The organism is Erythrobacter sp., assembly GCF_011765465.1.
Lineage (GTDB): Bacteria > Pseudomonadota > Alphaproteobacteria > Sphingomonadales > Sphingomonadaceae > Erythrobacter.
Genome location: NZ_CP050265.1, coordinates 3203046 through 3226224 on the forward strand (window position 1 = coordinate 3203046; position 23179 = coordinate 3226224).

A 23179-nucleotide genomic window follows, 5' to 3' on the forward strand; every position below is an offset into this window, starting at 1 on the left:
CCCGCCGCGCTTCGCGCGAGCGGGCCCTTTTCTTGTGCGATTTGGCGCGCGGCGGCTTCAGCCCTTGGCGGCGGCGACCCCCTTGCCCGCGGCGACGTCGTCGAGCTCCTCGAGGATCGCGCGATGTGCCGTGTCGTCGTCGACCGAACGCTGGGGGATGTCCCCGTCCGCGAGCATCGAGTTCAAGGCGGCGCGGGCGCGGCCCACGCGGCTCTTGATCGTGCCGACCGCGCAGCCGCAGATCTGCGCCGCCTCTTCATAGGAAAAGCCGCCCGCACCGACCAGCAGCAGCGCCTCGCGCCGTTCGGGCGGCAGCGTGAGCAGGGCGCGGTGCATATCGGACAGGTGGAGCGGTTCCTCCTGCCCGGCGGGCGCGGTCAGGATGCGTTCGGCCACGCCTTCGTCGTATTCGCCGCGAAAGCGGTTGCGGCGCATATCCGTAAGATAGGCATTGCGCAGGATCACGAAGGTCCAGGCGCGCATCGACGTGCCGGGTTCGAACCTTTCCTGCGCGGCCCACGCCTTTAGCAGGGTCTCCTGCACGAGGTCGTCGGCCATGTCGGGCCGTCCGCACAGGCCGCGCGCGAAGGCGCGCAGGTGCGGCACGACCTCTGTCAGTTCGCGCTTGAACTCGGCCTTCTGGGCGGGGGTGCGCTTGATCGGTTTCTTGTTTTTCTTTTCGGCCATTACGCTCCGCCCCCTTTCGAAGGGGGCTTGTCGGAAGTCTCCCCGGCGTTGTCGGTTTCCGGGCCGACCTCGTCGGGGTCGGTTTCGTCGAGCTTGTCGAGCAGGGCCTTGAAACTGTCGGGGAGGTCTTCCTCCACCACCGAATCGTAAAGCTGCCTGAGGCCATGGCTCCAGTCGGGCTTTTCGCCTTTCGCGGGGTCGCCTGCGGGCTCGCCCGCTCCCGGCCCAGCCTTGCCGCTGCCCGGTTTCGCCCCTGCTTCGCGTGATGTTTCCTGTGACGCCATATGCGTGTCTGTCTGTCCTCGATCCCGTTCGGCGCGCCCTGTGCTTGCTCGCGGCCCCCCGCCGCTCATCTCGTGTCCCGGTCACAGGCGAACTTTCGCATGATGCCGGAAGGCGCGTGTTGTGGGAACGTAGCGCGCGGTGTTTGGTTCCGTCCACACACCAAGGCAAATCTATCCTCCATGACACCAACAGGCGCACCATCCGGCCCTTCGGCACAAGGCGAAGCCGCATCCGGCCCCGACCGGGCTCCGGCCCCGGTCGAGGGGCAGGCTGATGCGCGTGCCGGGGCGCTCACCGCGCCGCCGCCGCAGGCGAGCCGCGCGCGGCGCTGGCTGGTGAGCTATCCGCGGGCCATTCCGGTCGCGATCTTCATCGCCATCGCCGCGATCACCGCGCTCAGTGTCTTCGCCATCGAGAGCAATGCCCGCGCGCGCGAAAAGGCGCAGATGCGTGAATATGCGCAGGCCATCGCCTCGGCGCTGGACCGGAGAGGCACGAGCTTTTCTTCCTACCTGCGCGCCGGGGCGGCACTGTTCTCGAGCCTCGAGGAGGTCAGCCCGCGCACCTTTCGCCAGTTCGTGAGCGAGTTGCGCATCGACCTCGACTATCGCGGGGCGGAAGGGATCGGCTGGATCGAGATCGAGCAGGCGCAGGAGACGGGGGCAAGGCGCGCGGTGGTGCGCTATGTCTGGCCCGATACCGAACGCAACCGCCGCGCGGTCGGTTTCGATATGTATTCCGAAGGCGTGCGCGCCGCCGCGCTGGAAGAAGCGCGCCGGACCGTGCGCCCGACCGCTTCGGGCCGCATCGTTCTCGCGCAGGAAGGGGGCGGAAGCGAACCGGGTTTCCTCATCGCCATGCCGGTCTTCGCGGGCGATCCGACGATGCGCGACAGCGAACGGAGCCTTGCGGGCTTTGTCTATTCGCCCTTCGACGCCGACGAATTCCTCAGCTCCGCGATCGCACAGGCCGCGCCGGCAGATCTCGGAGTGAGGCTCTACGACGGGGACGCGCGGACCGACAACCTGCTGGTCGCCCATTCGCTGCGCGGCGAGAACGTCCAGCGGACCGAGCAGGAAGTGACCATCGCCAACCGCGAGCTTCTGCTGGTGGTCGAGGCCGCCCAGGCGCAGGCGCTCGCCCCGCTGTCGATGGTGACGCTGCTGTTCGGGCTCGCCGTCGCCAGCCTGCTGATGCTGCTCGCGCGGCTGTTGACCCAGCAGGCTTACGAGGACCAGGCCCGGCTCGCCTTCTTCGAGGAGCAGCATTCGATCCGCAATTCGCTGAGCCGCGAGCTCAACCACCGGGTCAAGAACACGCTCGCCAACGTGCTGTCGATCCTGTCGCTCACGCGGCGGCGGTCGAACAGTCTCGACGAATTCGCCGACAGTCTCGAAGGGCGAATCAGGGCGCTTTCCGCGACGCATGACCTGCTGACGGGGACCGACTGGAGCACGACCCCGCTCGAAGCAGTGGTCGACGCCGAATTGCAGCATTTCCGCGCAGGGTCCGATGATGCGGTGACGGTCGAAGGGCCGCCCGCGCAGCTCGCGCCGAACGATGCGCTCAGTTTCGGACTCGCTATCCACGAACTCGGCACGAACGCGGCGAAATACGGCGCGCTCAGCGTGCCGGGCGGGCGGGTGTCGATCACGTGGCGGCTGGTCGACGAGAGGCTCGCCGAGGTGGAATGGCGCGAGACCGGAGGGCCGCCGGTCGCGCCGGAGCGCAAGCGGGGCTTTGGCACGGAATTGATCGAAAAGATCGTCGCTCACGAACTGCGTCACAAGGTGACGCTTGATTTCGAGCCCGACGGGGTGCGCTGCGTCATGCGCGTCCCCGTCCGCCGCCGCGGCGATTTCCGTATCCGCGAGGGCGCGGCGCGGGTGCGCAAGCCCTAGGGCTTGCCGCCCACGCCGCGCCCCTGCTCAGCCGCCTTCCAGCGGGCGGCTCGATCCGAAGAACAACGCCTGGCTGATCGCCGCGCGCACGGTCGCTTCCTGGAAGGGCTTGGTCACGAGATAGGTCGGTTCCGGCCGGTCGCCGGTCAGCAGGCGTTCGGGATAGGCGGTGATGAAGATGACGGGCACGCTGGTTATGGCAAGGATGTCGTCCACCGCGTCGAGCCCGGATGAGCCGTCGGCCAGCTGGATGTCGGCAAGGACGAGCCCGGGGGTCTTTTCCGCCACAGCTTCCTGCGCTTGCGTGCGGGTCGCGGCGGTTCCCGCGATTTCGTGGCCGAGCGAGGAGACCAGGTCTTCGAGCTGCATCGAGATCAGCGGTTCGTCCTCGATGATGAGCACGCTGGTCGCCTGTTCGCGGTCGATCTCGGCGATGGCCTCGGCCACCAGCCGTTCGACCTCGGAGGTGTCGATCTCCATGATCTCGCCCGCCTCGCGCGGGGTGAAATCCTCGAGCGTGGTCAGCAGGAGCGCCTGCCGGTTCAAGGGCGTGATCGCCTTGAGGCGGTCCTGCGCTCCGGCTTCGTGTTCGCTCCCCGAAGCGCGGTCGGTCGCGGCCACATCGAGAAAGCCGGTCGACCAGACCTTGTTGAAGGCACGGTAGAGCGGGATGCGCCCGTTTTCGAGCGATCGCTTGACCTCGCTGTCAGCGAGCGCGGCTTCGAGCGTCGCGCGCACGAAGGCGTCGCCGGTGGCCTGAGAGCCGGTGAGGGCGCGCGCATAGCGGCGCAGGAACGGGAGGTTGGCGGCAACTTGCTCGCTCAGGGACATTGATGTCTCCCCTTGGAAAATATTCGTGTGGTCGCGTGATTCGAGGCCATAGCGGTTTGCGCAGCCACAGTCGCCCCCAGCACCCAGGCAGCGTCCCCGAAAGGGCCGCAGAACTGGGCCCGCCTCGCCCAATGCTCCATCCCGGAAAGGCCGACCTTAAAAAAAGTTGCAAAAAGGCTGGAACCGGTCCGCTCACCGCGCATTTAGCCCTTGTCACCGCCGAGACCCCCCTCCCGTCCAAGCGGCTGGTGATACGATCCCGAAGGCCCCCACCCGTTCGCGAGTGGGGGCCTTTTTTTCTCTTTCTTTCAGCCCGCCAGCGGCCTTTCGTAGATCGCATATTCGCGGTTGATCTCGCTCTCGATCGCGTCGGCGATGGCGACCATCCCCTTGTTGTCGTCGAGGATCCAGCCGATCTCGCCCAGTTTCGATCCATAGACCTCGTGCGCGTTGTCGCGGATCGCGCTGATCATCATGAAGGCGAGCTGGCTGGCGAGGCGCGAATTGTGGAGCTCCTTGAGCACCCCCATCAGCGGCACGCGCATATCCGATCCCGCCGGGTGCCGGAGCCAGCGCAGCATCTGCACCCAGCCGAGTGGGAAAAGCCGCCCGCCGATCCGCGCGAGCACGTCGTTGACGTCGGGAAAGGTCAGCATGAAGGCGACCGGCTTGCCGTCGAGCTCGGCGATCATGTTAAGGTCTTCGCGGATGATCGGTTTCAGCTTCTTGCCGGCATAGGCGACTTCTTCCGGCGTGAAGGGGACGAAGCCCCAGTTGTCCGACCAGGCATCGTTGAGGATCGCAAGTACGGTCTCGGCCTCTTCGTCCCAGCGCGCCTTGTTCACCCGGCGGACGGAAATGCGCGGGTTGCGCGCCCCCGACTGGACGATGCGCTGCACGATCGGGGGAAAGCCCTTCGGAATGTCGAGCTGGTAGGTGTAGAGCGTCTTGGCGCGGGCGTAGCCGGCGCTTTCGATCCAGGCGGCGTAATGGTCGGGGTGGTGGCCCATCATGATGCGCGGGGGATGGTCGCTGCCACGCACGAGCAGGCCCGGCTCCTCCCAGATCGACATCGAGATCGGGCCGAGCGCGCGGGTCATGCCCTCTTTCGCCAGCCATGCTTCCGCCGCGGCGAGCAGGGCGTGGGCGACCGCCTCGTCCTCGGCATCGAAATAGCCGAACATCCCCGTGCCGGGGCCGAAGCCCTGCTCGGCGGGCATGGCGAGCGCGAGTTCATCGATATGGGCGGAAATCCGACCCACGTCGCGCCCGCCGCGCGTCGCCACGAAGAGCTGCGCGCGGGCATGACCGAAGAAGGGGTTCTTCGCCGGGTCGACCAGTTCGAGCTGTTCGGAGCGCAATTGCGGCACGAAGTGTGGCACGCGGGCTGCAAAGGCGCGGCCGAGGTCCACGAAGCGCGCCCGGCCGCGCTTGCCGCCGACCTCTTCGATACCTATTTCAGCGTCCGTCACGCGGTCCTTCCCGTATTTGCCTCAGGTCAATGCACCTGTGCGGGGAAGCGGCAAGTCATGCAACCCGCCCGATCACTCTTGCCAACATTACCCGTTTGATAGCCGCGCCTGCATTGGGGTAAGGCTGCCACAAGCCGAGACGTTGCGACGATGAACATGGAACAGAACCTTTCGCCCCCCCGGGAGGCCCCGCCCGCAAGGGCCCGCGCGACGCGGCTCGATTTTCTGCACGCGGACGACAAGGCCATGCTGCGCGCCGCCCGCGACCTGACCAGGGGGCTGGGCGAGGCGAAGCCCGGCATCTACTGGCCCGACATGATCGCCTCGGCCCTCGTCGGCTATGGCGGCGTTGCGCTCGCCATCCTGACCGACAGCCTCGCCGTGGCGCTGGTTGCGGGGCTGATCGCCTCGCTCGCGCTCTACCGGGCGCTCATGTTCATTCACGAGCTCACCCATATCCATCGCGACGCGCTGCCCGGCTTCCGGCTGGGCTGGAACCTGATGGTGGGCATTCCGCTGCTGACGCCCAGTTTCATGTACGAAGGCGTCCACACGATCCATCACAAGCGCACGCAATACGGGACTGTCGAGGATCCCGAATACCTGCCGCTTGCCCTTATGAAGCCGTGGAGCCTGCCGGTCTTCGTGATCGTCGCGCTGCTCGCGCCTGTCGCCCTGCTGGTGCGGTTTGGCGTGCTGGTGCCGCTCGGTGCGCTGATCCCGGCGGTGAGGAAATTCACGTGGGAGCGGTTTTCCGCGCTCTCGATCAATCCCGATTTCCGCCGCAAGCCGCCGACCGGCGATTTCGCGAAGCGCGTGCGCTGGCAGGAAGCGGGGACGAGCCTGTGGGCGATCGCCGTCATTGCCGGCAGTTTCGCGATCGGCTGGCGGCCGCTGCTTATCGCGCTCGCCATCGTCAGCTTCACCGCTTTGCTCAACCAGCTGCGCACGCTGGTGGCGCACCTGTGGGAGAACGAGGGCGAGGCGATGACCGTCACCGCGCAGTTCCTCGACAGCGTCAACGTGCCCCCGCCCGGCATTGCCGCCGAGATCTGGGCGCCGGTTGGCCTGCGCTACCACGCGCTGCACCACCTCATGCCCTCGATGCCCTATCACGACCTGCCCGAAGCGCATCGCCGCCTCGCGCGGGAACTGGGTGCGGGTTCGACTTACGAAGGGGCGAACCATCCCGGGATGCTGACGCTGGTAGCCCGCATCGCGCGGAGCACGATGATCCGCCGCTGACGCGCGCGCACCGTCAGTAGTCGGGATCGGCCTTCTGCAATTTCGATCCTTGAGGCGGGGCGGTCGTCCCCGGCGGGTTCGATCCGCTTTCCATGGTCGGTGCCTCGGGCTCGCCGATCGTCTCAAGGTCGGGTTCGCCTTCGACCGTATCTTCACCCGCCTCCTCGTCGGCGGGAAGCGCGCCTTCGAGATCGCCCTCGGGCGGCAGCGCCTCGTCCGGCTGGTCGTTGCAGGCGGACAGGCCGAGCATGAGCGCGGCGGTGAAAAGGGCGGCGTGTTTCATCGGGGCGTCCTCTCTTGTGCCCGCGATCATAGCCGAACGCGCTCAGTCGAGAAAGCGGATCATCGCGCAGCGGCGCTCCGCCGGGAGACCGTGGTCCGCCTCCACGGCGAGTTCCCCGGCAAGCCGCGGATGGGCGTCGAGCGCGGTCACTTCCTCGAATCCGAGCCGTTCGTAGAAGGGCGCGTTCCACGGCACGTCGCGAAAGGTCGTCAGCGTGATCGCCCTGAAGCCCGAATTGCGCGCATCGATCATCGCCGCGCGCAGCAGGCCCGCCCCGATCCCGCGCCGCTGGTGATCGGGATCCACGTCGAATTCCCACACGTGCAGCTCGCGCCCGAACGGCTCGGTGACGATGAAGCCGATGATCGTGCCTTCCTCGTGCGCGACGAGGCAGTGGCCCTTGCGGATATAGCGCCGCAGCCGCTCGAGCGGGATCGTGTGCTGCCCCGCGATCCCGGCAAGCCCCTCTATGCCCTCGAACATCCGGCCCGCGCGCGCCTCTATGGGAGGCATCGCCTCGGCATCCTCGATGCGCGCGAGGCGCAGCGACCAGTTCTTCGCCTGACCCATGCCTATTCCTCCGTCCGGATGAGCACGGTTTCGCCCACCAGCAGGAACAGGAAGAACGGCGCCCAGGCGGCGAGGAAAGGCGGGTATCCGCCGAAGCTGCCCATCGCCAGCGCGGCGTTGTCGACCACGAAATAGGCAAAGCCCAGCGCCATGCCGATGATCGCACGCACGAAGAGCTGTCCCGAACGGGCGAGGCCGAAGGCGGCAATCGATCCCAGAAGCGGCATCAGCAGCGCCGAAAGCGGCCCGGATATGCGGTGCCACCAGCTCGCCTTCATCTCGCTGGTGCGCCGTCCGACCGCCTCGAACGCATCGATGGTTTCGGAAAGTTCTAAGAAGCCGAGCGAATCCGGGTCGAGCGCCTGCAGGTCGATGCGTTCGGGCGTCAGCGCTTCGCCCACCACCAGCGTCCCGACGGCCTCGGTCTCCGCGGTGCCGACGTCGAAGCGTTTCGCGTCCTCGAGCCGCCAGCCCGGCGCGGCATAGGTCGCGCGCGGCGCGCGGGTGAATTCGCGGATGATCCCGCCCGGCGCGCGCTCGTACCAGGTGACATCGGTGAACGTGATCTCTTCGCCCGAACCGACCAGCGAGGCGGCGGTGAGGATATTGGTCCCGTCGCTCAGATAGACATTGGCGCGCGCCCCAGTTTCGTCGGGGATGGCGGCGTATTCGGCCGATTCCCACGCCTTCAGCGTCGAATTGGCGCGGGTGACGATCCGCTCGTTGAACGCGAAACTGGCGAGCGACACCAGCGCCGCCGTCAACAGCAGCGGGGCGAGCACCTGGTGCGCGGACAGCCCGGCGGCCTTCATCGCCACGACCTCGCTGTTCTGGTTCAGCGTCACCAGCGTGATGAGGGTCGCGAGCAGCACTGAATAGGGCAGGAAACGGCTGACGAGCTGGGGCACGCGCAGGCTCACGTATTTCAGGACTTCGGCCTGCCCGTTGCCCTCGACCGCGAGGATCTTTCCGGTCGCCCCCAGCAGGTCGAGCGCCATCAGGACCACGACCAGCATCACGAGCACGGCAAGGATCCGCACGATGAAGAGCCGGGCGAGATAGAGCGTCAGCGTGCGCGACGGGAAGAAATCGAGCTGCATCGCGCGCCTATTCCGCCGGGGCGTATTGCGGGGCGGTGCCGGGGCGCTCGCGGCGCTTGAACAGCTTGCCGAGGCGCTTGGTCAGCTTGGCGAAGGCGGTTTCCAGCGCGCCGATCGCCTGTCCGCCCGGGACATAGGCGACGCGGTAATACATCCAGATTATCAGCGCCGCGAAGAGGAAGAACGGCCCCCATAGCGCGATGATCGGGTCTACCCGCCCGAGCGCGGCGATATCCTCGCCGTATTCGTTGACCTTGTGATAGGCGACCACCATCACGATCGAGACGAACACGCCCAAGGCGCTCGAGGACCGTTTCGGCGGGATCGCCAGCGCGACCGCGAGCAGCGGCATCAGCAGCATCATCACGATTTCGACCAGACGGAAATTGAACGAGGCCTGGCTTGCATCGCGCTGGCTCGGCGGGGCCTGCGCGCTCCAGCCGATGCGCAGCAGTTCGGGCAGGATGAACTCGCGCGTCTCATCGCCGCGGGCGCGGAATTCCTCGATCGCGGGAAGGTCGATCGGCAGGTCGTGACGGCTGAAGGAAAGCACGCGCGGGGTCTCCTCGCCCGCTTCGTCCAGTCCCTTGTCCTGCACGATGGTGCCTTCGGTCAGGCGCAGGATGATCGTGTCGGGATCGTCGCTGGTCGCAAGGAAGGCGCCTTCGCGCGCGCTGATCGAGAGGACCTGCCCCTCGCTGTTCGAGACGCGCGCGAAAATGCCCATCAGCCGCCGCCCGTCATCCTCGCTCGCCTCGATGCGCAGCGCCATGCGGTCGGCCAGCGTGGTGAATTCCCCGACCTTGATCGAGGCTCCGAGCGCGCCCGAGCGCAGGTCGTATTCCATCTGCTCGTAATAATAGCGGCTGACCGGCTGGATATAGAACACCAGCGCGACATTGACCGCGAGCAGGACCAGCGTGATCGCATAGGGCACGCGCAGCAGGCGGTTGTAGGACAGGCCCACCGCGCGCATCGTGTCGAGCTCGGAGGAGGTGGCGAGCTTGCGAAAGGCGAGCAGCACGCCGAGCAGCAGCCCGAGCGGGATCGCGAGGCTGGCGTATTCGGGAATCAACGCGCCCAGCATCTTGAACACGACCGCGACCGGGCCGCCTTCGACCGCGACGAAATCGAACAGGCGCAGCATCTTGTCGAGCAGCAGCAGCGAGGCGGCGAGTGCGAACACGCCGAGCATCGGCACGATCGTCAGCCGGAAGATATACCGGTCGATGCTGGGCAGGAAATTGAACACTTCGGGTCGTCGGGCCTTCTTGCCGGGCTTGCGCTCGCCGCCTTGTCGCGCGGGGCGGATTCCTCTCGCTCGCCAGCGCCCATAGCGCCAATTTGAGGCGCGGTCATGCCCCGTTTGTGCCGGAAAGCCCTGCCGGCGCGCCTACCAGAAGCGGCTGCCCGGGCCGCCCTTGAACGGGCCGGCCTCGTAGCGGCTGATCCAGCCGCCGTAGAACTGTCCCGGCTGGGGCGTGATTTTCTCCCCGTCGATGAGGCAGGCATCGAAGGGGTCGGGATAGAAGGCGAGGTAATTGGCGATGCCCGCAAAGCTAGCCGAAGGTTCGGGATAGGCCCAGACCGCAGCCTCGATCCGTTCATCGCCAATCACGACGTCGAAATAGCGCGCCTGCCCCTTCCATTCGCACAGCGAACGGCGCGACGGGTTCGCCTCGAGATATTCGCGCGCGACGTCCTCGGGCGGGATGTAATAGGTCGGCGGGTGGCTGGTTTCGAGCGTGCGCCACGCCTTGCGGCTGTCGGCGAGGGTTATGCCGCGGTGGATCACCTGGACATAGCGCGAAGTCGGTTCGGCGATGGCGGGGCGGGGGTAGTCCCAGACGCTTTCCTGGCCGGGGCCGACGGGATCGGGTTCGGGATGGAAGGGCTGTCTCAACGTCCGGCGCGCGTCACGCCTTTTCGAGCGTGCATTGCAGCGGATGCTGGTTCTGGCGGGCGAAATCCATCACCTGGTTCACCTTGGTCTCGGCGACCTCGTAGGTGAAGATGCCGCACACGCCGACGCCCTTCTGGTGGACGTGGAGCATGACGCGGGTCGCCTGTTCGAGATCCATGCCGAAGAAGCGTTTGAGAACCATCACCACGAATTCCATCGGGGTGTAGTCGTCGTTGAGCATCAGCACCTTGTACTGGCTCGGCTTCTTGGGCTTGGTGCGGGTCTTGGTCGCGATGCCGACCTGGCTGTCGCCGTCGCCGGGCGTTCCCTTGCCGGGGTCATCCTCCCCCGCGGCGCGCACCACGAAAGCCCCGCAGGAGGGCAGGGCCACGTCGGGCAGGCGTTCTGGCGCGGGCAAGTGCGGGGGACCCATCATCGCCTCACATTATGGGATTCGTTTGCGCGGACGCAAGATGGACATTTCGCGGATGTCCGGGAGGGGGATGATTCCGGCAGGTGCGCGCGGGCGGCGCAAAAGTAATGGGCCGGACAGACGGGAGAGGTCTGTCCGGCCCAGCGCCGGTTGGGCGCGCTTTCTTGGACCGGTTTGGGAGAGAGAGGAGAGGTCCGGTCCAGGAACTTGTGCAGTCGGCGCTTACGCGGCCTTGGTCATCTTTTCGGTGGCGACGCTGACGCGGTTCGAAATCGGCGCGAAGGCATCGTTGTAGAGCTTCAGCCAGGCTTCGGTGCGCTGCGAGCCGAAGGAGACGATCGCGTCGAAGTTGCGACGGGCGATCTCGCCCTGGAACTGCATGAGTTCGGTCGGCGACTTCATCGAAGCCATCTTCTTGGCGTCTTCGGTCAGCGTCTCGACGACGGTCTTGCCGGTCTCGACATTGTCACGGACGAGATCCTGCGCGCCGGTGAAGAAGATCTTGCCGCTTTCGACCATCGCGTCGAGGTTGGCCTTGTTGAATTCGCCCACTTCGCCGGCGAGCTCGCCGGTCTTGCCGTAAGCGGCCTTGACGCGCTCCTGCATATCGGTGGCGAAATCCTTGACGGTGGCGGTGAAATCGGTGGTCTTGGCGGTGGCCATGATGGTGTCCTTGAGCTTGGTTACGGGGTTCGGGGCAGTCTTGGTCTTCGCAGCCGCCGGAGCGGCCTTCTTGGCAGGCGTCTTCTTGGGAGAAGCCGCCTTGGGGGGCGAAGCCTTGGCCGGAGCCCTCTTCGCCGTGGTCTTTTTCGCGGGGGCCTTCTTTGCAGGCGCCTTCTTGGCCGCGGTCTTCTTGGCCGGAGCCTTCTTCGCCGGGGCCGCGACGGCTTCCTTAACCGCCTCTACCTTCGCTTCAGCCTTCGGAGCGTCCGCCTCGACCGCTTCGGCCACGCCCTTGGCTACGGGAGCCTTGGGCGAAGTCTTGGCGGCCGCTTCGGCGTAAGCCTTTTCGGCGGCGGCATCGATTTTCGACTTGGCCGTGGTGTCGGCGGTGTCAGCCATGTTTCCCTCGCGTCATGTTGCACCGCACAAAATAGGCGCTGCAAGCGCGAAGTCAAGCCTTTTTGTGCAGCGCACAATGGCGCGTGCAAGCCCCGGTAAAGAAGGCGAAATTCGCGGGCTTTCGCGAAAGCTGGACGGGGCGAATCGTCAGCGCGTCTTGACGTAGCGGCCCGGCGCGTCCTCGATCACCTTGTCGCCGCGCCCGCCCGGCTTGCGCTTGCCCGTGGCCTTCACCTTATCCGGTGCCTGCCGCTCCAGCCATGCAAGCCAGTGCGGCCACCAGCTGCCCGGATGCTCCTCGGCGCTTTCGATGAAAGCTTCGAGCGAGGGAGCCGAACTGTCGCCGAGCCAGTACTGATACTTGTTAGCGGCAGGCGGATTGACCACGCCCGCGATGTGGCCCGAGCCAGCGAGCAGGAATTCGAGCGGGCCCTTGAAATGTTCGGTGATCCGCCAGACGCTTTCGGCGGGTGCGATATGGTCCTCGCGCCCGGCCTGCACGAACGTCGGGGTCTCGACCCGGGTGAGGTCGATCGGCGTTCCGTCGGCGGAGAGCGCGTCGGGCACGACCAGCTTGTTGTCGCGGTAGAGGTCGCGCAGGTAGTCATTGTGCCACTTGGCGGGCAGGTTGGTGACGTCGCCGTTCCAGTGCAGCAGGTCGAAGGCCGGGTAGTCTTCGCCCAAGAGGTAGTTGTTGACGACGTAGTTCCAGATCAGGTCCTTGCCCCTGAGCGCGTTGAAGGTCGCGGCGAGGTAGCGCCCGTCGAGATAGCCCTGCGGCGACAACTGCCCGATCATTTCGAGCTGGCCGTCGTCGATGAAATGCTTGAGGTCGCCCGACTTCTCGAAATCGACCTGCGCGGTGAAGAAAGTGGCGCTCTTCACCTTGTCCGCCTCGCCCCGCCGGGCAAGGATCGCGAGCGTCGCTGCCAGCGTCGTTCCGGCCACGCAATAGCCGATCGTGTGGACGTGGGGGACTTTCAGCCGCTCGCGGATGAGGTCGATCGCTTCGATCTGGGCGCGGATGTAATCGTCCCAGACGACATCGGCGAGGCTTTCGTCGGCCGATTTCCAGCTGACGACGAACATCGTGATCCCCTGATCCACCGCCCACTTGATGAAGCTCTTCTTGGGCGTCAGGTCGAGGATGTAGAAGCGGTTGATCCATGGCGGGAAGACCACCAGCGGAACCTCGTAGACCTCCTCGGTCGAGGGCGAATACTGGATCAGCTGGTAGAGCGGCGTTTCGTGCACGACCTTGCCCGGCGTCGCGGCGAGATTCTCGCCCAGTGTGAAGGCGTCGGGGTCGGTGTGGGTGAGCTGGCCGCGCTTCAGATCGTTGATGAGATGCTGCATCCCCCGCACGAGGTTCTGCCCCCGCGTCTCGAGCGTGCGCTTGAGCACCACCGGGTTGGTCAGCAGGAAATTGCCCGGGCTCATCGCCTCGGCCAGCGCATTGACCGCGAATTCGAGCTGGCGGCGCTTCTCGCGGTCGATCCCGTCCATCGCGCGGACCGAACCCCGAAAATAGTCGGCCAGCATGAGATAGGTCTGGTGCATCAGCGCAAAAGCCGGGTGTTCGCGCCATGCCGGGTCGGCGAAGCGGCGGTCCTTGCGCGGCAGGTCCACCGCGCGCTCGGCATCATTCCCGGCCGCCCCGCCGAGCGCCGGACCCATGAACCTCGCCGCCATTCCCTGCCACAATTGCAGGCTTTCCTCGGCGAGCTTGCCCTGCGCCTCGAACAGGCCCTTGGGCATCTGCGAGAGCATGGACTGGGCGAGCACCATCCACTGCGCCGGGTCCATCGGGTTCGCGCTCGCTCCCGCCGTGGCCTTTTCGCTCGCCTCGCGCGCCTGGTGCGCGGCGAAATCGAGCCACAGGCGCTGCAATTCGCCGCTTGCCTTGGCCCATTCGGCCAGTTCGCCCGCGTCGGTGCCCTGCGGCATCATCGCCGCAAGGCCCGTCCCGCCCGGGGACGCCCCGGCAAAGGCACCCGCGAACAGTTCGCGCATCGCCTCTCCCTGCATATCGAGAAAGGCCGCGACAGCGTCCTCGCCCGGTTCCTTCGTTGGGTTGTCGTTGGCCATGGCTCGTGAGAATCCTCCAATGCGCCTCGCCACCCTAGCGAAAACGGATTTCAACTTCGACCGATAATCCCCTAAGCTGGCGCGCGCCGCGCCCCTGCGGCAAGACGTAAAGACTGCCCGGACACTCGATGAACGACCAATTCTACCGCATGAAGCGGCTGCCGCCTTACGTGATCGCTGAAGTCAACGCGATGCGGCACGCGGCGCGCCGGGCGGGCGAGGACATCATCGACCTCGGCATGGGCAATCCCGACCAGCCCCCGCCGCAGCACGTCATCGACAAGCTGTGCGAAGTGGCGGCCAAGCCCGACGCGCACGGCTATTCGCAGTCCAAGGGCATTCCCGGCCTGCGCCGCGCGCAGGCGAATTACTACGCGCGCCGTTTCGGGGTGGAACTCGATCCCGAAAGCGAGGTCGTGGTCACGATGGGTTCGAAGGAGGGGCTCGCCAGCCTCGCCAACGCGATCACCGCGCCGGGCGACGTCGTGCTCGCGCCCAATCCGTCCTATCCGATCCACACCTTCGGCTTTATCATCGCGGGCGCGACGATCCGATCGGTCCCGACCACGCCCGACGAGGAATACTGGCGCGCGCTCGATTCGGCGATGCATTTCACCGTCCCGCGCCCGACCGTGCTGGTGGTGAGCTATCCTTCCAATCCCACCGCCGAAACGGTCGATCTCGCCTTCTACGAAAGGCTCGTCGCCTGGGCGCGGGAGAACGAGGTCTGGGTGCTGTCCGACCTTGCCTATTCGGAACTCTATTACGACGGCAACCCGACGCCCTCGATCATGCAGGTCGACGGCGCGAAGGAGGTCGCGGTCGAATTCACCTCGATGAGCAAGACCTATTCGATGGCCGGGTGGCGGATGGGATTCGCGGTCGGCAACAAGGCGCTGATCGCGGCGATGACGCGGGTGAAGTCCTATCTCGACTATGGTGCCTTCACGCCCATCCAGGCCGCCGCCTGCGCCGCTTTGAACGGGCCGCAGGACATCGTCGAACAGAACCGCGACCTCTATCGCAAGCGCCGCGACGTCATGGTCGAGGCGTTCGGCCGGGCCGGCTGGGAGATCCCGCCGCCGGCCGCCTCGATGTTCGCTTGGGCCCCGCTGCCGCCCGCGCTCGCCCATCTCGGCAGCCTTGAATTCTCGAAACAATTGCTGACTGAGGCCAAGGTCGCGGTTGCGCCCGGCGTCGGCTATGGCGAAAAGGGCGAAGGCTATGTGCGCATCGCCATGGTCGAGAACGAACAGCGCCTTCGGCAGGCGGCGCGCAACATAAAGCGTTACCTGTCGGGGGTCGGGGCGTGAGTGCCACCGGTCCGAAAGACCTTGCGGCCAGCGGCCCGATGAAAGACCATGTTAGCCTCGCACAAGGGGCCTTCCCGCGCTTGCAAAAGGGCATACAGCATTAACTTTTGTTAAGTGCTATAGGGAAGGCATTGGTCAGGATATGGAGGACCGGATGCCCCTGCGACCCCAGCGACCGCTGACCGAAAGGCAGCAGGCCGTGATGGAGCGCATCGACCGCCGCGTGCCGATCAAGGTCATCGCGCAGGAACTGGGCGTGTCCGAAACCCGGGTGAACCAGCACATCCGCGCCCTGAAGGATATCTTCAGTGCGGAAAATCTCGGGGATCTCGTCGAGAGCTACCGCGCCAGCCTGCCCGAAGAACCGGCCTCGCAGCCCGTTGAACCGCCTGCCGAAAAAGGGGCCTCGCGTGAGCGAAGCCCTGCCGATGCAGCAAAGCTCAAGGGCTTGAGCGAAGCTTCATACAGGAAAAGTCAGATGGGCGGGGCCGTCGCCGATCGGGATGAAGAGAGCCGGGTCGACCACGGCGAACTCGTGCTGGGCGACGTCATGCCGCTGGTGGAACAGGCGCCATGGCTGAAGCCGCGCGAACCGCAGGTCGTCCCCGGGTTGCTCGATGGCGAGAACGCCGTCCTGTTCCGGCTCGTGACCATAGTCGGCATCGCGTTCGGCTGTCTTGCGGCGGTCGTTCTCACGGTGACGGCAGCGGTGACGCTGAGCGAGGCGCTGGACGGCAGGGCTGCCATCCCCGAGGAAAACCAGGGTCCGTCCTGAGGAGCACGGGACGGGTTCGGAGACACGACCATGACCGACCGTATCCGCACCGACGCTCTCAAGCTCAAGAAACTGATCCGCGAAGCCGAAGCGCTCGCCGACGAATCGATGATCGCCTGCGCCCGCCTGCGCCAGGCCATGCTCGCCGCCCGCCAGAACCCGGCGGTCGAGGTGACCACCGGCCAGCGCGCGCTCATGCGCCTCGCCCAGGCCGAAGGCCAGGCGCTCGCCATGTCGACCAACCTCTTGCGCGTGCACGACGAACTCAGCAAGGTCGCGCGCGAGATGATGGGCGACGACGACATTCCGACCGAGGTCCTGCCCGAAGCGCTGGAGCTCGCGGGCGAAAGCGAAGCCCCGGTCCTGGCCGACGCCTGAGACACGCCGAGACGATGCTGTCACTGGTCTTTTCCGACTATCGCCTGATCGCGCAGGACGTGCTGGCCTTCGCCCTCATCCTCGCCGCGTTCATCTGGGGCGGTGGCCCGGAAAAGGCCGTGGCGGCGGTCTGGCTGATCGTCTTCGAGGTGATCGGCCGCGTGCACAAGGCGCTGTTCGGCGCGGACTACCTGCTGCTGGATGTCGATCCTTTCCTCGCGGGAAAGGACATCGTCGCCGGAGCGCTGTGGCTCGCCATCGCCCTCTACGCCAATCGCAACTGGACGCTTTGGGTCGCCGGTACGCAACTGCTCGCGGTGGGCGCACACATCGCACGCGCCCTGGCCGATGCGGTGTCGCCGGTCGGCTATGCCGTGATGATCGCCGCGCCCGGCTGGGCCCAGCTGCTCCTGCTCGGCGCGGGTACGCTGCGACACGTCCTGCGCGAGCGCGAATATGGTGAATATCGCCAATGGCGCATCGGACCTGGCGCGGGACCGAGTGGGCGCACCCTCCCGGTCGTCGCGCGCGTCGTTGGATGGAAGCGCGCCGTTGTGCAGGCGCTTCCGGGCAGGGGCGGCTCGGGAGAATGAGGGCGAACCGCATGAAACCCGGCATGGACCGGTCGGACCCGCGCGATACCCATGTCGCCGCGATGATCGACTATCTGCGCCGCAGCCTGATCGTCCAGCGCGGCGAGGACGAGAAGTTCCACGCGATCTTCCTCGACCGGCGCAATGCCTATCTTGGCGATGCGGGTTTCGGCACGGGCTGCGGGCCTGCGCTGTCGCTGCGTATGCGCGAGCTGTTCTCCCGCGCGCTCGAACTGGGAACCGCGAGCATTGTCGTCGCGCACAACCATCCCTCGGGCATCTGCCGACCGTCTGAGACCGACATCGCCGCAACCCGCCGCCTGCACGCGGTCGGAGCGGCGCTCGACATCGAATTGCTGGACCATCTCGTCATCACGCGGGATGCGGTCTTTTCCATGCGTGCAGGGGGCCTTCTGTGACCGAGCACGAGCCTGATCCGCAATTTCCCGCGGCCGACACGCATATCCCGCGCTTTCGCGAGGCGGGCGAGGTGACCCTCGATCTCGTCAATCGCGACGGGCGGGTGGCGGATCGCTGGCTCGGCTTCCGTCCGCGCGAGTTCGAGGTGCTCTGGCGGCTCGCGGAACAGCCGGGCGAGCGCATGACCCGGCGGCAATTGCTGCAGGGCGTCTGGCGGCTGGGCTTCGATCGCGAGGGGCGCAGCCTGTCCGTGCTTGTCGCCCGCATCCGGGCCAAGCTCGCGCCGTTCGGCCTCTCGCAGCTGGTCGCGAGCCACGCGCAGGGAGGCTATTTCCTCGACCCGGCGACCTGTCCCTGCGCGTTCGACATCGCGCTCGCCCCTTCGGCCTGACGCGCGCCTGCTGGACAGGTCGCGCCGCATCCTGCACCTTTCGCCTCCGAAACAAGCAGATTCGAGGGATCCGTGACCGAGACCGCAACCCAGACCGCCGACAAGGCCCCTGCCACCGCTTCCGACGCCGAAAGCCGCGTCGTCATCGACCTGTCGCCGAGCGGGGTGGCCCATGTCCGCCTGACCCGCGCCGACAAGATGAACGCGCTGGATCCGGCCATGTTCGCAGGGATAATCGATGCCGGCCGCCGACTCGCCGAAATGCAGGGCGTGCGCGTCGTCGTGCTCTCGGGCGAGGGCAGGGCGTTCTGCGCCGGGCTCGACCTGTCCAATTTCGGCAAGGCTCCGTCCCCCGACTCCCCGCCCCTGACCGAGCGCACCCATGGCAATGCCAACACCTTTCAGGAAGTGGCGATGCAGTGGCGCAAGCTGCCCGTGCCCGTCATCGCGGCGGTCCACGGCGTGTGTTTCGGTGGCGGCCTGCAGATCGCGAGCGGGGCGGACATCCGCATCGTTCACCCGGCGACCCGTATGGCGATCATGGAGCTCAAATGGGGTCTCGTTCCCGACATGGCCGGATATGCCCTGTGGCGCGGTCTGGTCCGCGACGACGTGCTGCGCGAGCTGATCTACACCAACCGCGAATTCTCCGGCGAGGAGGCGCAGGCGCTCGGCCTTGCGACGGAGACGAGCGAGGATCCGCTGGCGCGCGCGATGGAGCTGGCCGAGACGATCGCCAACAAGAACCCCCACGCGATCCGCGCGGCCAAGCGGTTGCAGGAGACCATGCTCGAGGAAGACACCGACGCGATCCTGATGGCCGAAAGCGTCGAGCAGCAGGCGATCATGCGCACGCCCAACCAGGTCGAGGCGGTGATGGCCGAGATGCAGAAGCGCAGGGCGAATTTCGAGGACGTCTGAGGCCCGTTGGCCTCGGGCCTCCTACCCGAACACCGCCACGCATTGCAGGCCGTCGAGCACCTGCCGGCCTTCCATGTCCCACATCCTCAACCGCTCCGAGGAATAGCCCGCGCCCGCGTGCTGGCTCGCGTTCTCGGCGAGATACCATCCGCCTTCGGAACGCGATTCGGGGTCGAGCACGTTGAACGACCAGTTGATCGAGCTGATCGGGCCGATCCGCTGCATGATCCGCATCGCGCCCGGCGGCATGACGTCGCCCATCAGGACGAGCCTCGAGACAGGATCGAGCTCGTGCTCTTCGGTCAGGCGCGCCCAGCGCCGCACGGTCGCGCCGTGATCCTCGCCCTTGGACTGGCCGAAGCGAAGCTCGAAATTGTTCTGGATGAAGGACGGCCCTTCGCCTTTCATCGCCTGCGCGTTGTCCTGGGGCGGTCCCGGCCAGTCGGCGGGCGGATCGCTGGGGCGCACGGCATTGGCCTCGCGCTCGGCGGCGAACAGCCAGAAAGCGGTGAGCGCGAGCTTGCCATCGGCGTGAATCTCGCTCCGCACCTGCGTCACGTTGCGGCCTGCACGCACGATCTCGGCCGAAAGCTCGATCTCCTCGCCCACCGGCGCGACGAAGCCGATCTGCCCCGCGCGCAGCGGCGGAAGGCCGGGAAAGGCGCGCTGCGCCATGGTGAAGGCGATGAGCGCCGAGGCGCCGCCATAAAGCGTGCGCCCCTGCATCCATTCCGCGGCATGGGTAAGGCGGCAGGCACCGGGCTGTCCGGTCACGGGTTCGAGCAGGCTTGCGATGGTCATGGCCGCAAGCCTGTGCCTTGGCCGGGCGCGGCGGTCCAGTGTGACGTTGCGTAAGGTCGCCGCAAGATAGCCCCGCAGGCCGCGCCCCCCATCGCTTCTCGCGCCCCGCGCGAAAGGCGCATTGCCTTTGCCGCGGCGAATCGCTAGGTGCCGCGCTCTGTCCGAGCAAGCTGCGGCTCGCTTGGGGCAGACCGGCCCGATGGCGGAGTGGTGACGCAGCGGACTGCAAATCCGTATACGCCGGTTCGATTCCGGCTCGGGCCTCCAGCTATGGTGCGCGTCCTCACCTGGCCGTACCGATACAGAGTGCCGCTTTAGCTCAGTTGGTAGAGCACATCATTCGTAATGATGGGGTCACGTGTTCGAGTCACGTAAGCGGCACCATAACTTCAAGGGGTTAGAGGCGATATTGCGTCGTTCCGCACTTCCCAAAACAATATAATTACAACACCAACCAAGAAAAACGGCCCGATGGCTATAGCCACCGGGCCGAGATGGCGCCCTTTTACAGGCTCCGGCGGACAGTGATTTCCGCCGTCATGCCATGGTTCAGCATGAGCCCGAGCAGGTCGTCGATTGAATCGAGCGCGGCGGCCCAGAATTCGCCTGAGTCACTGAAGATCGGGCACTCGAAGTCGGACCGATCCTTGTGCCGGAGCCACTGATCGAACGTAGGCGCACGGAACACGATGGTGTTCGCATACGCATTCTCGGTCTGGTTGTCTTCTGCTTCCATTGAAATAGTCCTTCTCAAGCGCCGCCGCGGCCACGCGCGGCGAACGTCAGCAAAGGAGAAGGTGCCGTGGCACACCCCACGCAACAGCAGGCCAGAAGGCCCGCCGGATTCAGTTGCGTAGAATGGGTGCGCTCGTGTGCATGGGGGCAACCTGTCGGATCAACTGGCCCGGCGCAACCGCTGCGCTCTCTTCGTCCCAGATTGCGACAGCTAGCGGGCGTTGCTCAAACGCGCTGAACCAAGTACTTGCTTACCCACAATTAGGGGAGCCGCATGAAAGATATCGAGAGCTACCGCGATAAGGTATTTACGGACCTGTTCGCGTCCAAGACGGCAAAAGCGGCTTGGCCAATCTGGGAACCTGCGCTTCTGTCTAAGAGCGCCAATTTCAGTGATCCCAAGAAGGTGCTCTCTATCGGGTCTGATTTGGCGACGATATTCAAATCAACTGGCACAGCCGGACGCGGTCAGGGCACATTATCAGCCGCTGGGCATGCTTGGGAGACCCTGGTCTGCTGGTACTTGAATGTCGTTCTTTCAGGTTCAAGGGCAATCGCCATCAAGCAGAAAAAAGCACTAGTGCCCGAATGCGTATCCGACAGCGCAACGATTTCCTACGGCGTCGATCAGACCAACACGGAGTCTGATTTGATCGTCATAGTGTTCCCAGATGGTTTCAGCTTTCCGGGTGGCGGCATTGCTGACCTTTCGAACGCAATGGAGAACCAGCTATCGAAATTCGAACTCGGCATCATCCAATGCAAAACCAACTGGAACGACAACGCTCAAATTCCGATGCTTTGGGACATGGTTTATCGAGCGAAAGGCTTTCAAGGGCACAACGTCACCATTGGCAGGAATCACCACACCATTGGCGACTATCGCAGGTTCACCTATGCGTTCGTCACTGTCCCCTCGCAAAGTGGTGGCTACTCGCCGCAGGATATGTCCGTAAAGCGCGTCAGGAACCTCTCTGGCGGCAATTATTGGGGGCATCCAACACAGAACGGTGTGGCATTTAGCCTTTCCGAGATTTTCGCGCGAAATTTCGGCTCCGCCTTCAACCAGCCAATCCCTCAGCAATTGGCCGCTGCAATATCCACAAAAACTGGCTGGTTCAGCCGATACTGAGGCCTGGATTTCCTCGTTCGATGTGCTACAAACGCTGGAGAACAGTTGCAGAACGAGGCCGACTTGAACGCTAGCGTAGCACTCCGCGAAAACCCTGCTCAATCTCGGGATGCCGCACCCGGTAGAAAAATGATTGACCTATTTGCTGGGTGCGGCGGCCTGTCGCTCGGCTTCGAGATGGCAGGCTACACCCCGGTATTCGTCAACGAGTTGAATGACGATGCGCGTGAGACCTACTTGATCAACCGTTCTCACGATCTAGGAGGCTTGCCTTTCAACGAGAACAAGGAACTACACTCCGCCGACATCGGGGAGGTCGATTCCAAAACGATTGCGGCTTTACGCTCCAATCTAAACTCTATCAGCACAGGTCTTGGCGATGCTTTCGGTGTTGATGTTTTGACCGGAGGCCCGCCTTGTCAGGGCTACAGCGGCATAGGCCATCGCCGCTCATACTCGGTCGATAGAATCGAATTGCCGTCGAATCAGCTTTATGGCCGTATGGCGTGGTTCATTGAGCAGATCAGACCAAAGTTATTCCTTTTTGAAAACGTGAAGGGGTTGTTGTCGTCGCGCTGGCGCGCTGGTGGCCAAAAGGGCGAGATTTGGGATGACGTTTTCAAGCGGTTCCAGCGTCTAGGGGATGAGCACGGTTACTACGTCAAGTGGTCACTCGTTCATGCGTCAGACTACGATGTCCCGCAAAATAGGCCGCGCGTTTTGATTGCGGGCATCAGCAAAGAAGTGGCTAATGCTGCTCAGGGTGTTGTCGATCTCCAAAGCAGTTCACTCGACGCTGTTGAGTGCGGATTCCTGCCTCCTCCTTCAGGCAACCGTGCTCCCAACCTGAACGAGCTTCTTTCTGATCTTGAAGACCCTGACGCGCTGGTGGCGCTTCAATCCGGCGAATACCCAAAGCCATTTGAAACCACAGCCTACCCTAGGGATGCGGCTGGGGTTCAGGAGTGGTTTCGCCCGGGCGACTTAGCTCATGCAGGGGCGAAGGTAACTGACCAAGAGTACAGCCGGCATGCTAGGCAAATCGTCGAGAAGTTTCTTGCGATGCACGAGACAGGCGGTGAAATTCCGAAAGAATATCGAACCAAGAAATTTGCGCAGCGTCTGCTACCACCAGAATGGGGTAACCGGACACCTTGGATTACTGCAACGTCGATGCCTGACGATTATGTCCACTACAGCCAACCACGCATTTTGACCGTGCGAGAATGGGCGCGTCTCCAAACATTCCCTGACTGGTATCAGTTTGCGGGCAAGAGAACGACTGGCGGACTACGTCGCGCAGGTAATCCGAGAGAAGGTAACTTCGACCGTGAGGTTCCGAAATACACGCAGATTGGCAACGCAGTGGCGGTGAAGCTGGCAGAGCATGTCGGTCGCCACTTCGACAAGATACTCACGGCTTCTGCAAGCTAATTGGCCGACATTTTCTCCAAGGAAAAGCGCGCTAATATCATGCGCGGTTCAAAAGCAAAGAACACCAAGCCAGAGCTTGTGACGAGGCGGCTACTCGCATCGCTCGGCTACCGCTTTCGTGTCAACTACAAAGGGCTCCCAGGCAAGCCAGACATCGCCTTTACGAAACGAAAGCGGGCGGTCTTTGTTCATGGCTGCTTCTGGCATGCCCATGATGACCCGAACTGCCCAATTACGAGGATCCCAACTTCTAATGTTGAATTTTGGGAGCAGAAGTTCGCTCGAAACAAGGAGCGGCACGATAAGGTCTTGCAGAAGCTGGCTGAGGCTAACTGGGAAGTAATGACTATCTGGGAATGTGAGCTGGCTGACGTTGACCGTTTGGCAGCAAAGCTGACCAGGTTTCTTGGCCCGACTCGTATTTGA

Annotated in this window: 26 protein-coding genes and 2 tRNA genes; 14 read left to right on the forward strand and 14 right to left on the reverse strand. The window is 64.7% G+C overall.

Features of this window, described 5'->3' with window-relative positions:
• Positions 1-57 precede the first annotated feature (57 nt).
• A complete protein-coding gene (locus G9473_RS15540) occupies positions 58-687 on the reverse strand; it encodes a sigma-70 family RNA polymerase sigma factor (protein ID WP_291134643.1) in 630 nt (209 codons plus the stop codon).
• Positions 687-971 (reverse strand): NepR family anti-sigma factor, encoded by a 285-nt coding sequence (locus G9473_RS15545; protein ID WP_291134644.1) that lies wholly within the window; start codon positions 969-971, stop codon positions 687-689. Before G9473_RS15545 ends, G9473_RS15540 begins: the two co-directional genes overlap by 1 nt.
• 180 nt (positions 972-1151) lie before the next feature.
• Here G9473_RS15545 and G9473_RS15550 point away from each other — a divergent pair, with 180 nt between their 5' ends.
• Positions 1152-2873 carry a CHASE domain-containing protein gene (locus G9473_RS15550; protein ID WP_291134646.1) on the forward strand — a complete coding sequence of 574 codons (1722 nt, stop codon included), beginning with the start codon at positions 1152-1154 and terminating at the stop codon, positions 2871-2873.
• Between the two features lie 27 nt (positions 2874-2900).
• Here the strand turns inward: G9473_RS15550 and G9473_RS15555 are convergent, their stop codons facing one another.
• Positions 2901-3704: a response regulator gene (locus G9473_RS15555; protein ID WP_291134648.1), complete on the reverse strand. Its 804-nt coding sequence runs from the start codon at positions 3702-3704 to the stop codon at positions 2901-2903.
• A 308-nt stretch (positions 3705-4012) separates the two neighbouring features.
• The gene (locus G9473_RS15560; RefSeq protein WP_291134650.1) at positions 4013-5176 is read right to left on the reverse strand and encodes an N-acetyltransferase; all 1164 of its coding nucleotides are present in this window, start codon (positions 5174-5176) and stop codon (positions 4013-4015) included.
• A 156-nt stretch (positions 5177-5332) separates the two neighbouring features.
• Between G9473_RS15560 and G9473_RS15565 the strand changes: the two genes are divergently transcribed.
• Positions 5333-6421 (forward strand): fatty acid desaturase, encoded by a 1089-nt coding sequence (locus tag G9473_RS15565; RefSeq protein ID WP_291134652.1) that lies wholly within the window; start codon positions 5333-5335, stop codon positions 6419-6421.
• A gap of 13 nt (positions 6422-6434) precedes the next feature.
• Here the strand turns inward: G9473_RS15565 and G9473_RS15570 are convergent, their stop codons facing one another.
• The 8 genes from G9473_RS15570 to G9473_RS15605 form a co-directional block, all read right to left on the reverse strand.
• Positions 6435-6704: a hypothetical protein gene (locus G9473_RS15570; RefSeq protein ID WP_291134655.1), complete on the reverse strand. Its 270-nt coding sequence runs from the start codon at positions 6702-6704 to the stop codon at positions 6435-6437.
• A 42-nt stretch (positions 6705-6746) separates the two neighbouring features.
• Positions 6747-7274, reverse strand: a complete 528-nt coding sequence (locus tag G9473_RS15575) for a GNAT family N-acetyltransferase (protein WP_291134657.1) — start codon at positions 7272-7274, stop codon at positions 6747-6749.
• A gap of 2 nt (positions 7275-7276) precedes the next feature.
• Positions 7277-8374, reverse strand: coding sequence for an LPS export ABC transporter permease LptG (gene lptG, locus G9473_RS15580; RefSeq protein ID WP_291134659.1), 1098 nt, complete (start codon positions 8372-8374; stop codon positions 7277-7279).
• 7 nt (positions 8375-8381) lie between these two features.
• On the reverse strand, positions 8382-9626 hold the full coding sequence (locus G9473_RS15585) for an LptF/LptG family permease (RefSeq protein ID WP_291134661.1): 1245 nt from the start codon (positions 9624-9626) through the stop codon (positions 8382-8384).
• A 141-nt stretch (positions 9627-9767) separates the two neighbouring features.
• Complete coding sequence (locus G9473_RS15590) at positions 9768-10277, reverse strand: DUF427 domain-containing protein (protein ID WP_291134664.1); 510 nt, start codon at positions 10275-10277, stop codon at positions 9768-9770.
• Positions 10278-10290: 13 nt separating this feature from the next.
• Positions 10291-10713 carry an ATP-dependent Clp protease adapter ClpS gene (gene clpS / locus G9473_RS15595; protein WP_291134666.1) on the reverse strand — a complete coding sequence of 141 codons (423 nt, stop codon included), beginning with the start codon at positions 10711-10713 and terminating at the stop codon, positions 10291-10293.
• A 219-nt stretch (positions 10714-10932) separates the two neighbouring features.
• A complete protein-coding gene (locus G9473_RS15600) occupies positions 10933-11772 on the reverse strand; it encodes a phasin family protein (protein ID WP_291134667.1) in 840 nt (279 codons plus the stop codon).
• Positions 11773-11919: 147 nt separating this feature from the next.
• Positions 11920-13860 (reverse strand): class I poly(R)-hydroxyalkanoic acid synthase, encoded by a 1941-nt coding sequence (locus G9473_RS15605; RefSeq protein WP_291134669.1) that lies wholly within the window; start codon positions 13858-13860, stop codon positions 11920-11922.
• Between the two features lie 128 nt (positions 13861-13988).
• Between G9473_RS15605 and G9473_RS15610 the strand changes: the two genes are divergently transcribed.
• From G9473_RS15610 to G9473_RS15640, 7 genes are all read left to right on the forward strand, one after another.
• Positions 13989-15173, forward strand: coding sequence for an LL-diaminopimelate aminotransferase (locus G9473_RS15610; protein WP_291134671.1), 1185 nt, complete (start codon positions 13989-13991; stop codon positions 15171-15173).
• 202 nt (positions 15174-15375) lie between these two features.
• Entirely contained in the window at positions 15376-15948 is a 573-nt protein-coding gene (locus tag G9473_RS15615) for a hypothetical protein (protein ID WP_291134673.1), read from the forward strand.
• A gap of 30 nt (positions 15949-15978) precedes the next feature.
• A complete protein-coding gene (locus G9473_RS15620; protein WP_291134675.1) occupies positions 15979-16326 on the forward strand; it encodes a hypothetical protein in 348 nt (115 codons plus the stop codon).
• Between the two features lie 14 nt (positions 16327-16340).
• Positions 16341-16919 (forward strand): hypothetical protein, encoded by a 579-nt coding sequence (locus G9473_RS15625; protein ID WP_291134677.1) that lies wholly within the window; start codon positions 16341-16343, stop codon positions 16917-16919.
• Positions 16916-17338: a JAB domain-containing protein gene (locus G9473_RS15630; RefSeq protein WP_291134679.1), complete on the forward strand. Its 423-nt coding sequence runs from the start codon at positions 16916-16918 to the stop codon at positions 17336-17338. Before G9473_RS15625 ends, G9473_RS15630 begins: the two co-directional genes overlap by 4 nt.
• Complete coding sequence (locus G9473_RS15635) at positions 17335-17730, forward strand: winged helix-turn-helix domain-containing protein (protein ID WP_291134681.1); 396 nt, start codon at positions 17335-17337, stop codon at positions 17728-17730. Before G9473_RS15630 ends, G9473_RS15635 begins: the two co-directional genes overlap by 4 nt.
• Before the next feature lie 144 nt (positions 17731-17874).
• Positions 17875-18651 (forward strand): crotonase/enoyl-CoA hydratase family protein, encoded by a 777-nt coding sequence (locus tag G9473_RS15640; RefSeq protein WP_291138532.1) that lies wholly within the window; start codon positions 17875-17877, stop codon positions 18649-18651.
• Positions 18652-18672: 21 nt separating this feature from the next.
• Here the strand turns inward: G9473_RS15640 and G9473_RS15645 are convergent, their stop codons facing one another.
• Positions 18673-19452 carry a thioesterase family protein gene (locus G9473_RS15645; RefSeq protein WP_291134683.1) on the reverse strand — a complete coding sequence of 260 codons (780 nt, stop codon included), beginning with the start codon at positions 19450-19452 and terminating at the stop codon, positions 18673-18675.
• 193 nt (positions 19453-19645) lie between these two features.
• On the opposite strand from G9473_RS15645, the gene G9473_RS15650 reads away from it, so the two are divergent.
• A tRNA-Cys gene (locus tag G9473_RS15650) sits at positions 19646-19719 on the forward strand.
• A 41-nt stretch (positions 19720-19760) separates the two neighbouring features.
• A tRNA-Thr gene (locus G9473_RS15655) sits at positions 19761-19836 on the forward strand.
• Positions 19837-19957: 121 nt separating this feature from the next.
• On the opposite strand, the gene G9473_RS15660 is transcribed toward G9473_RS15655, so the two are convergent.
• A complete protein-coding gene (locus G9473_RS15660) occupies positions 19958-20188 on the reverse strand; it encodes a hypothetical protein (RefSeq protein ID WP_291134685.1) in 231 nt (76 codons plus the stop codon).
• Positions 20189-20461: 273 nt separating this feature from the next.
• Between G9473_RS15660 and G9473_RS15665 the strand changes: the two genes are divergently transcribed.
• The 3 genes from G9473_RS15665 (at position 20462) to G9473_RS15675 (ending at position 23179) form a co-directional block, all read left to right on the forward strand.
• Entirely contained in the window at positions 20462-21319 is an 858-nt protein-coding gene (locus G9473_RS15665) for a hypothetical protein (protein WP_291134687.1), read from the forward strand.
• 129 nt (positions 21320-21448) lie between these two features.
• Entirely contained in the window at positions 21449-22753 is a 1305-nt protein-coding gene (locus tag G9473_RS15670) for a DNA cytosine methyltransferase (RefSeq protein WP_291134689.1), read from the forward strand.
• On the forward strand, positions 22754-23179 hold the full coding sequence (locus tag G9473_RS15675) for a very short patch repair endonuclease (RefSeq protein ID WP_291134691.1): 426 nt from the start codon (positions 22754-22756) through the stop codon (positions 23177-23179). It abuts the gene before it with no gap.

Excerpts from the sequence above, each read along its gene's own strand:
- G9473_RS15550 (WP_291134646.1), top strand. The coding sequence starts at position 1,152 with ATGACACCAACAGGCGCACCATCCGGCCCTTCGGCACAAGGCGAAGCC.
- G9473_RS15630 (WP_291134679.1), top strand. The coding sequence starts at position 16,916 with ATGAGGGCGAACCGCATGAAACCCGGCATGGACCGGTCGGACCCGCGC.
- G9473_RS15575 (WP_291134657.1), bottom strand. The coding sequence starts at position 7,274 with ATGGGTCAGGCGAAGAACTGGTCGCTGCGCCTCGCGCGCATCGAGGAT.
- G9473_RS15555 (WP_291134648.1), bottom strand. The coding sequence starts at position 3,704 with ATGTCCCTGAGCGAGCAAGTTGCCGCCAACCTCCCGTTCCTGCGCCGC.
- G9473_RS15670 (WP_291134689.1), top strand. The coding sequence starts at position 21,449 with ATGATTGACCTATTTGCTGGGTGCGGCGGCCTGTCGCTCGGCTTCGAG.
- lptG (WP_291134659.1), bottom strand. The coding sequence starts at position 8,374 with ATGCAGCTCGATTTCTTCCCGTCGCGCACGCTGACGCTCTATCTCGCC.
- G9473_RS15665 (WP_291134687.1), top strand. The coding sequence starts at position 20,462 with ATGAAAGATATCGAGAGCTACCGCGATAAGGTATTTACGGACCTGTTC.
- G9473_RS15605 (WP_291134669.1), bottom strand. The coding sequence starts at position 13,860 with ATGGCCAACGACAACCCAACGAAGGAACCGGGCGAGGACGCTGTCGCG.
- G9473_RS15620 (WP_291134675.1), top strand. The coding sequence starts at position 15,979 with ATGACCGACCGTATCCGCACCGACGCTCTCAAGCTCAAGAAACTGATC.
- G9473_RS15565 (WP_291134652.1), top strand. The coding sequence starts at position 5,333 with ATGGAACAGAACCTTTCGCCCCCCCGGGAGGCCCCGCCCGCAAGGGCC.
- G9473_RS15600 (WP_291134667.1), bottom strand. The coding sequence starts at position 11,772 with ATGGCTGACACCGCCGACACCACGGCCAAGTCGAAAATCGATGCCGCC.
- G9473_RS15545 (WP_291134644.1), bottom strand. The coding sequence starts at position 971 with ATGGCGTCACAGGAAACATCACGCGAAGCAGGGGCGAAACCGGGCAGC.
- clpS (WP_291134666.1), bottom strand. The coding sequence starts at position 10,713 with ATGATGGGTCCCCCGCACTTGCCCGCGCCAGAACGCCTGCCCGACGTG.
- G9473_RS15610 (WP_291134671.1), top strand. The coding sequence starts at position 13,989 with ATGAACGACCAATTCTACCGCATGAAGCGGCTGCCGCCTTACGTGATC.
- G9473_RS15570 (WP_291134655.1), bottom strand. The coding sequence starts at position 6,704 with ATGAAACACGCCGCCCTTTTCACCGCCGCGCTCATGCTCGGCCTGTCC.
- G9473_RS15625 (WP_291134677.1), top strand. The coding sequence starts at position 16,341 with ATGCTGTCACTGGTCTTTTCCGACTATCGCCTGATCGCGCAGGACGTG.
- G9473_RS15645 (WP_291134683.1), bottom strand. The coding sequence starts at position 19,452 with ATGACCATCGCAAGCCTGCTCGAACCCGTGACCGGACAGCCCGGTGCC.
- G9473_RS15660 (WP_291134685.1), bottom strand. The coding sequence starts at position 20,188 with ATGGAAGCAGAAGACAACCAGACCGAGAATGCGTATGCGAACACCATC.
- G9473_RS15615 (WP_291134673.1), top strand. The coding sequence starts at position 15,376 with ATGGAGCGCATCGACCGCCGCGTGCCGATCAAGGTCATCGCGCAGGAA.
- G9473_RS15540 (WP_291134643.1), bottom strand. The coding sequence starts at position 687 with ATGGCCGAAAAGAAAAACAAGAAACCGATCAAGCGCACCCCCGCCCAG.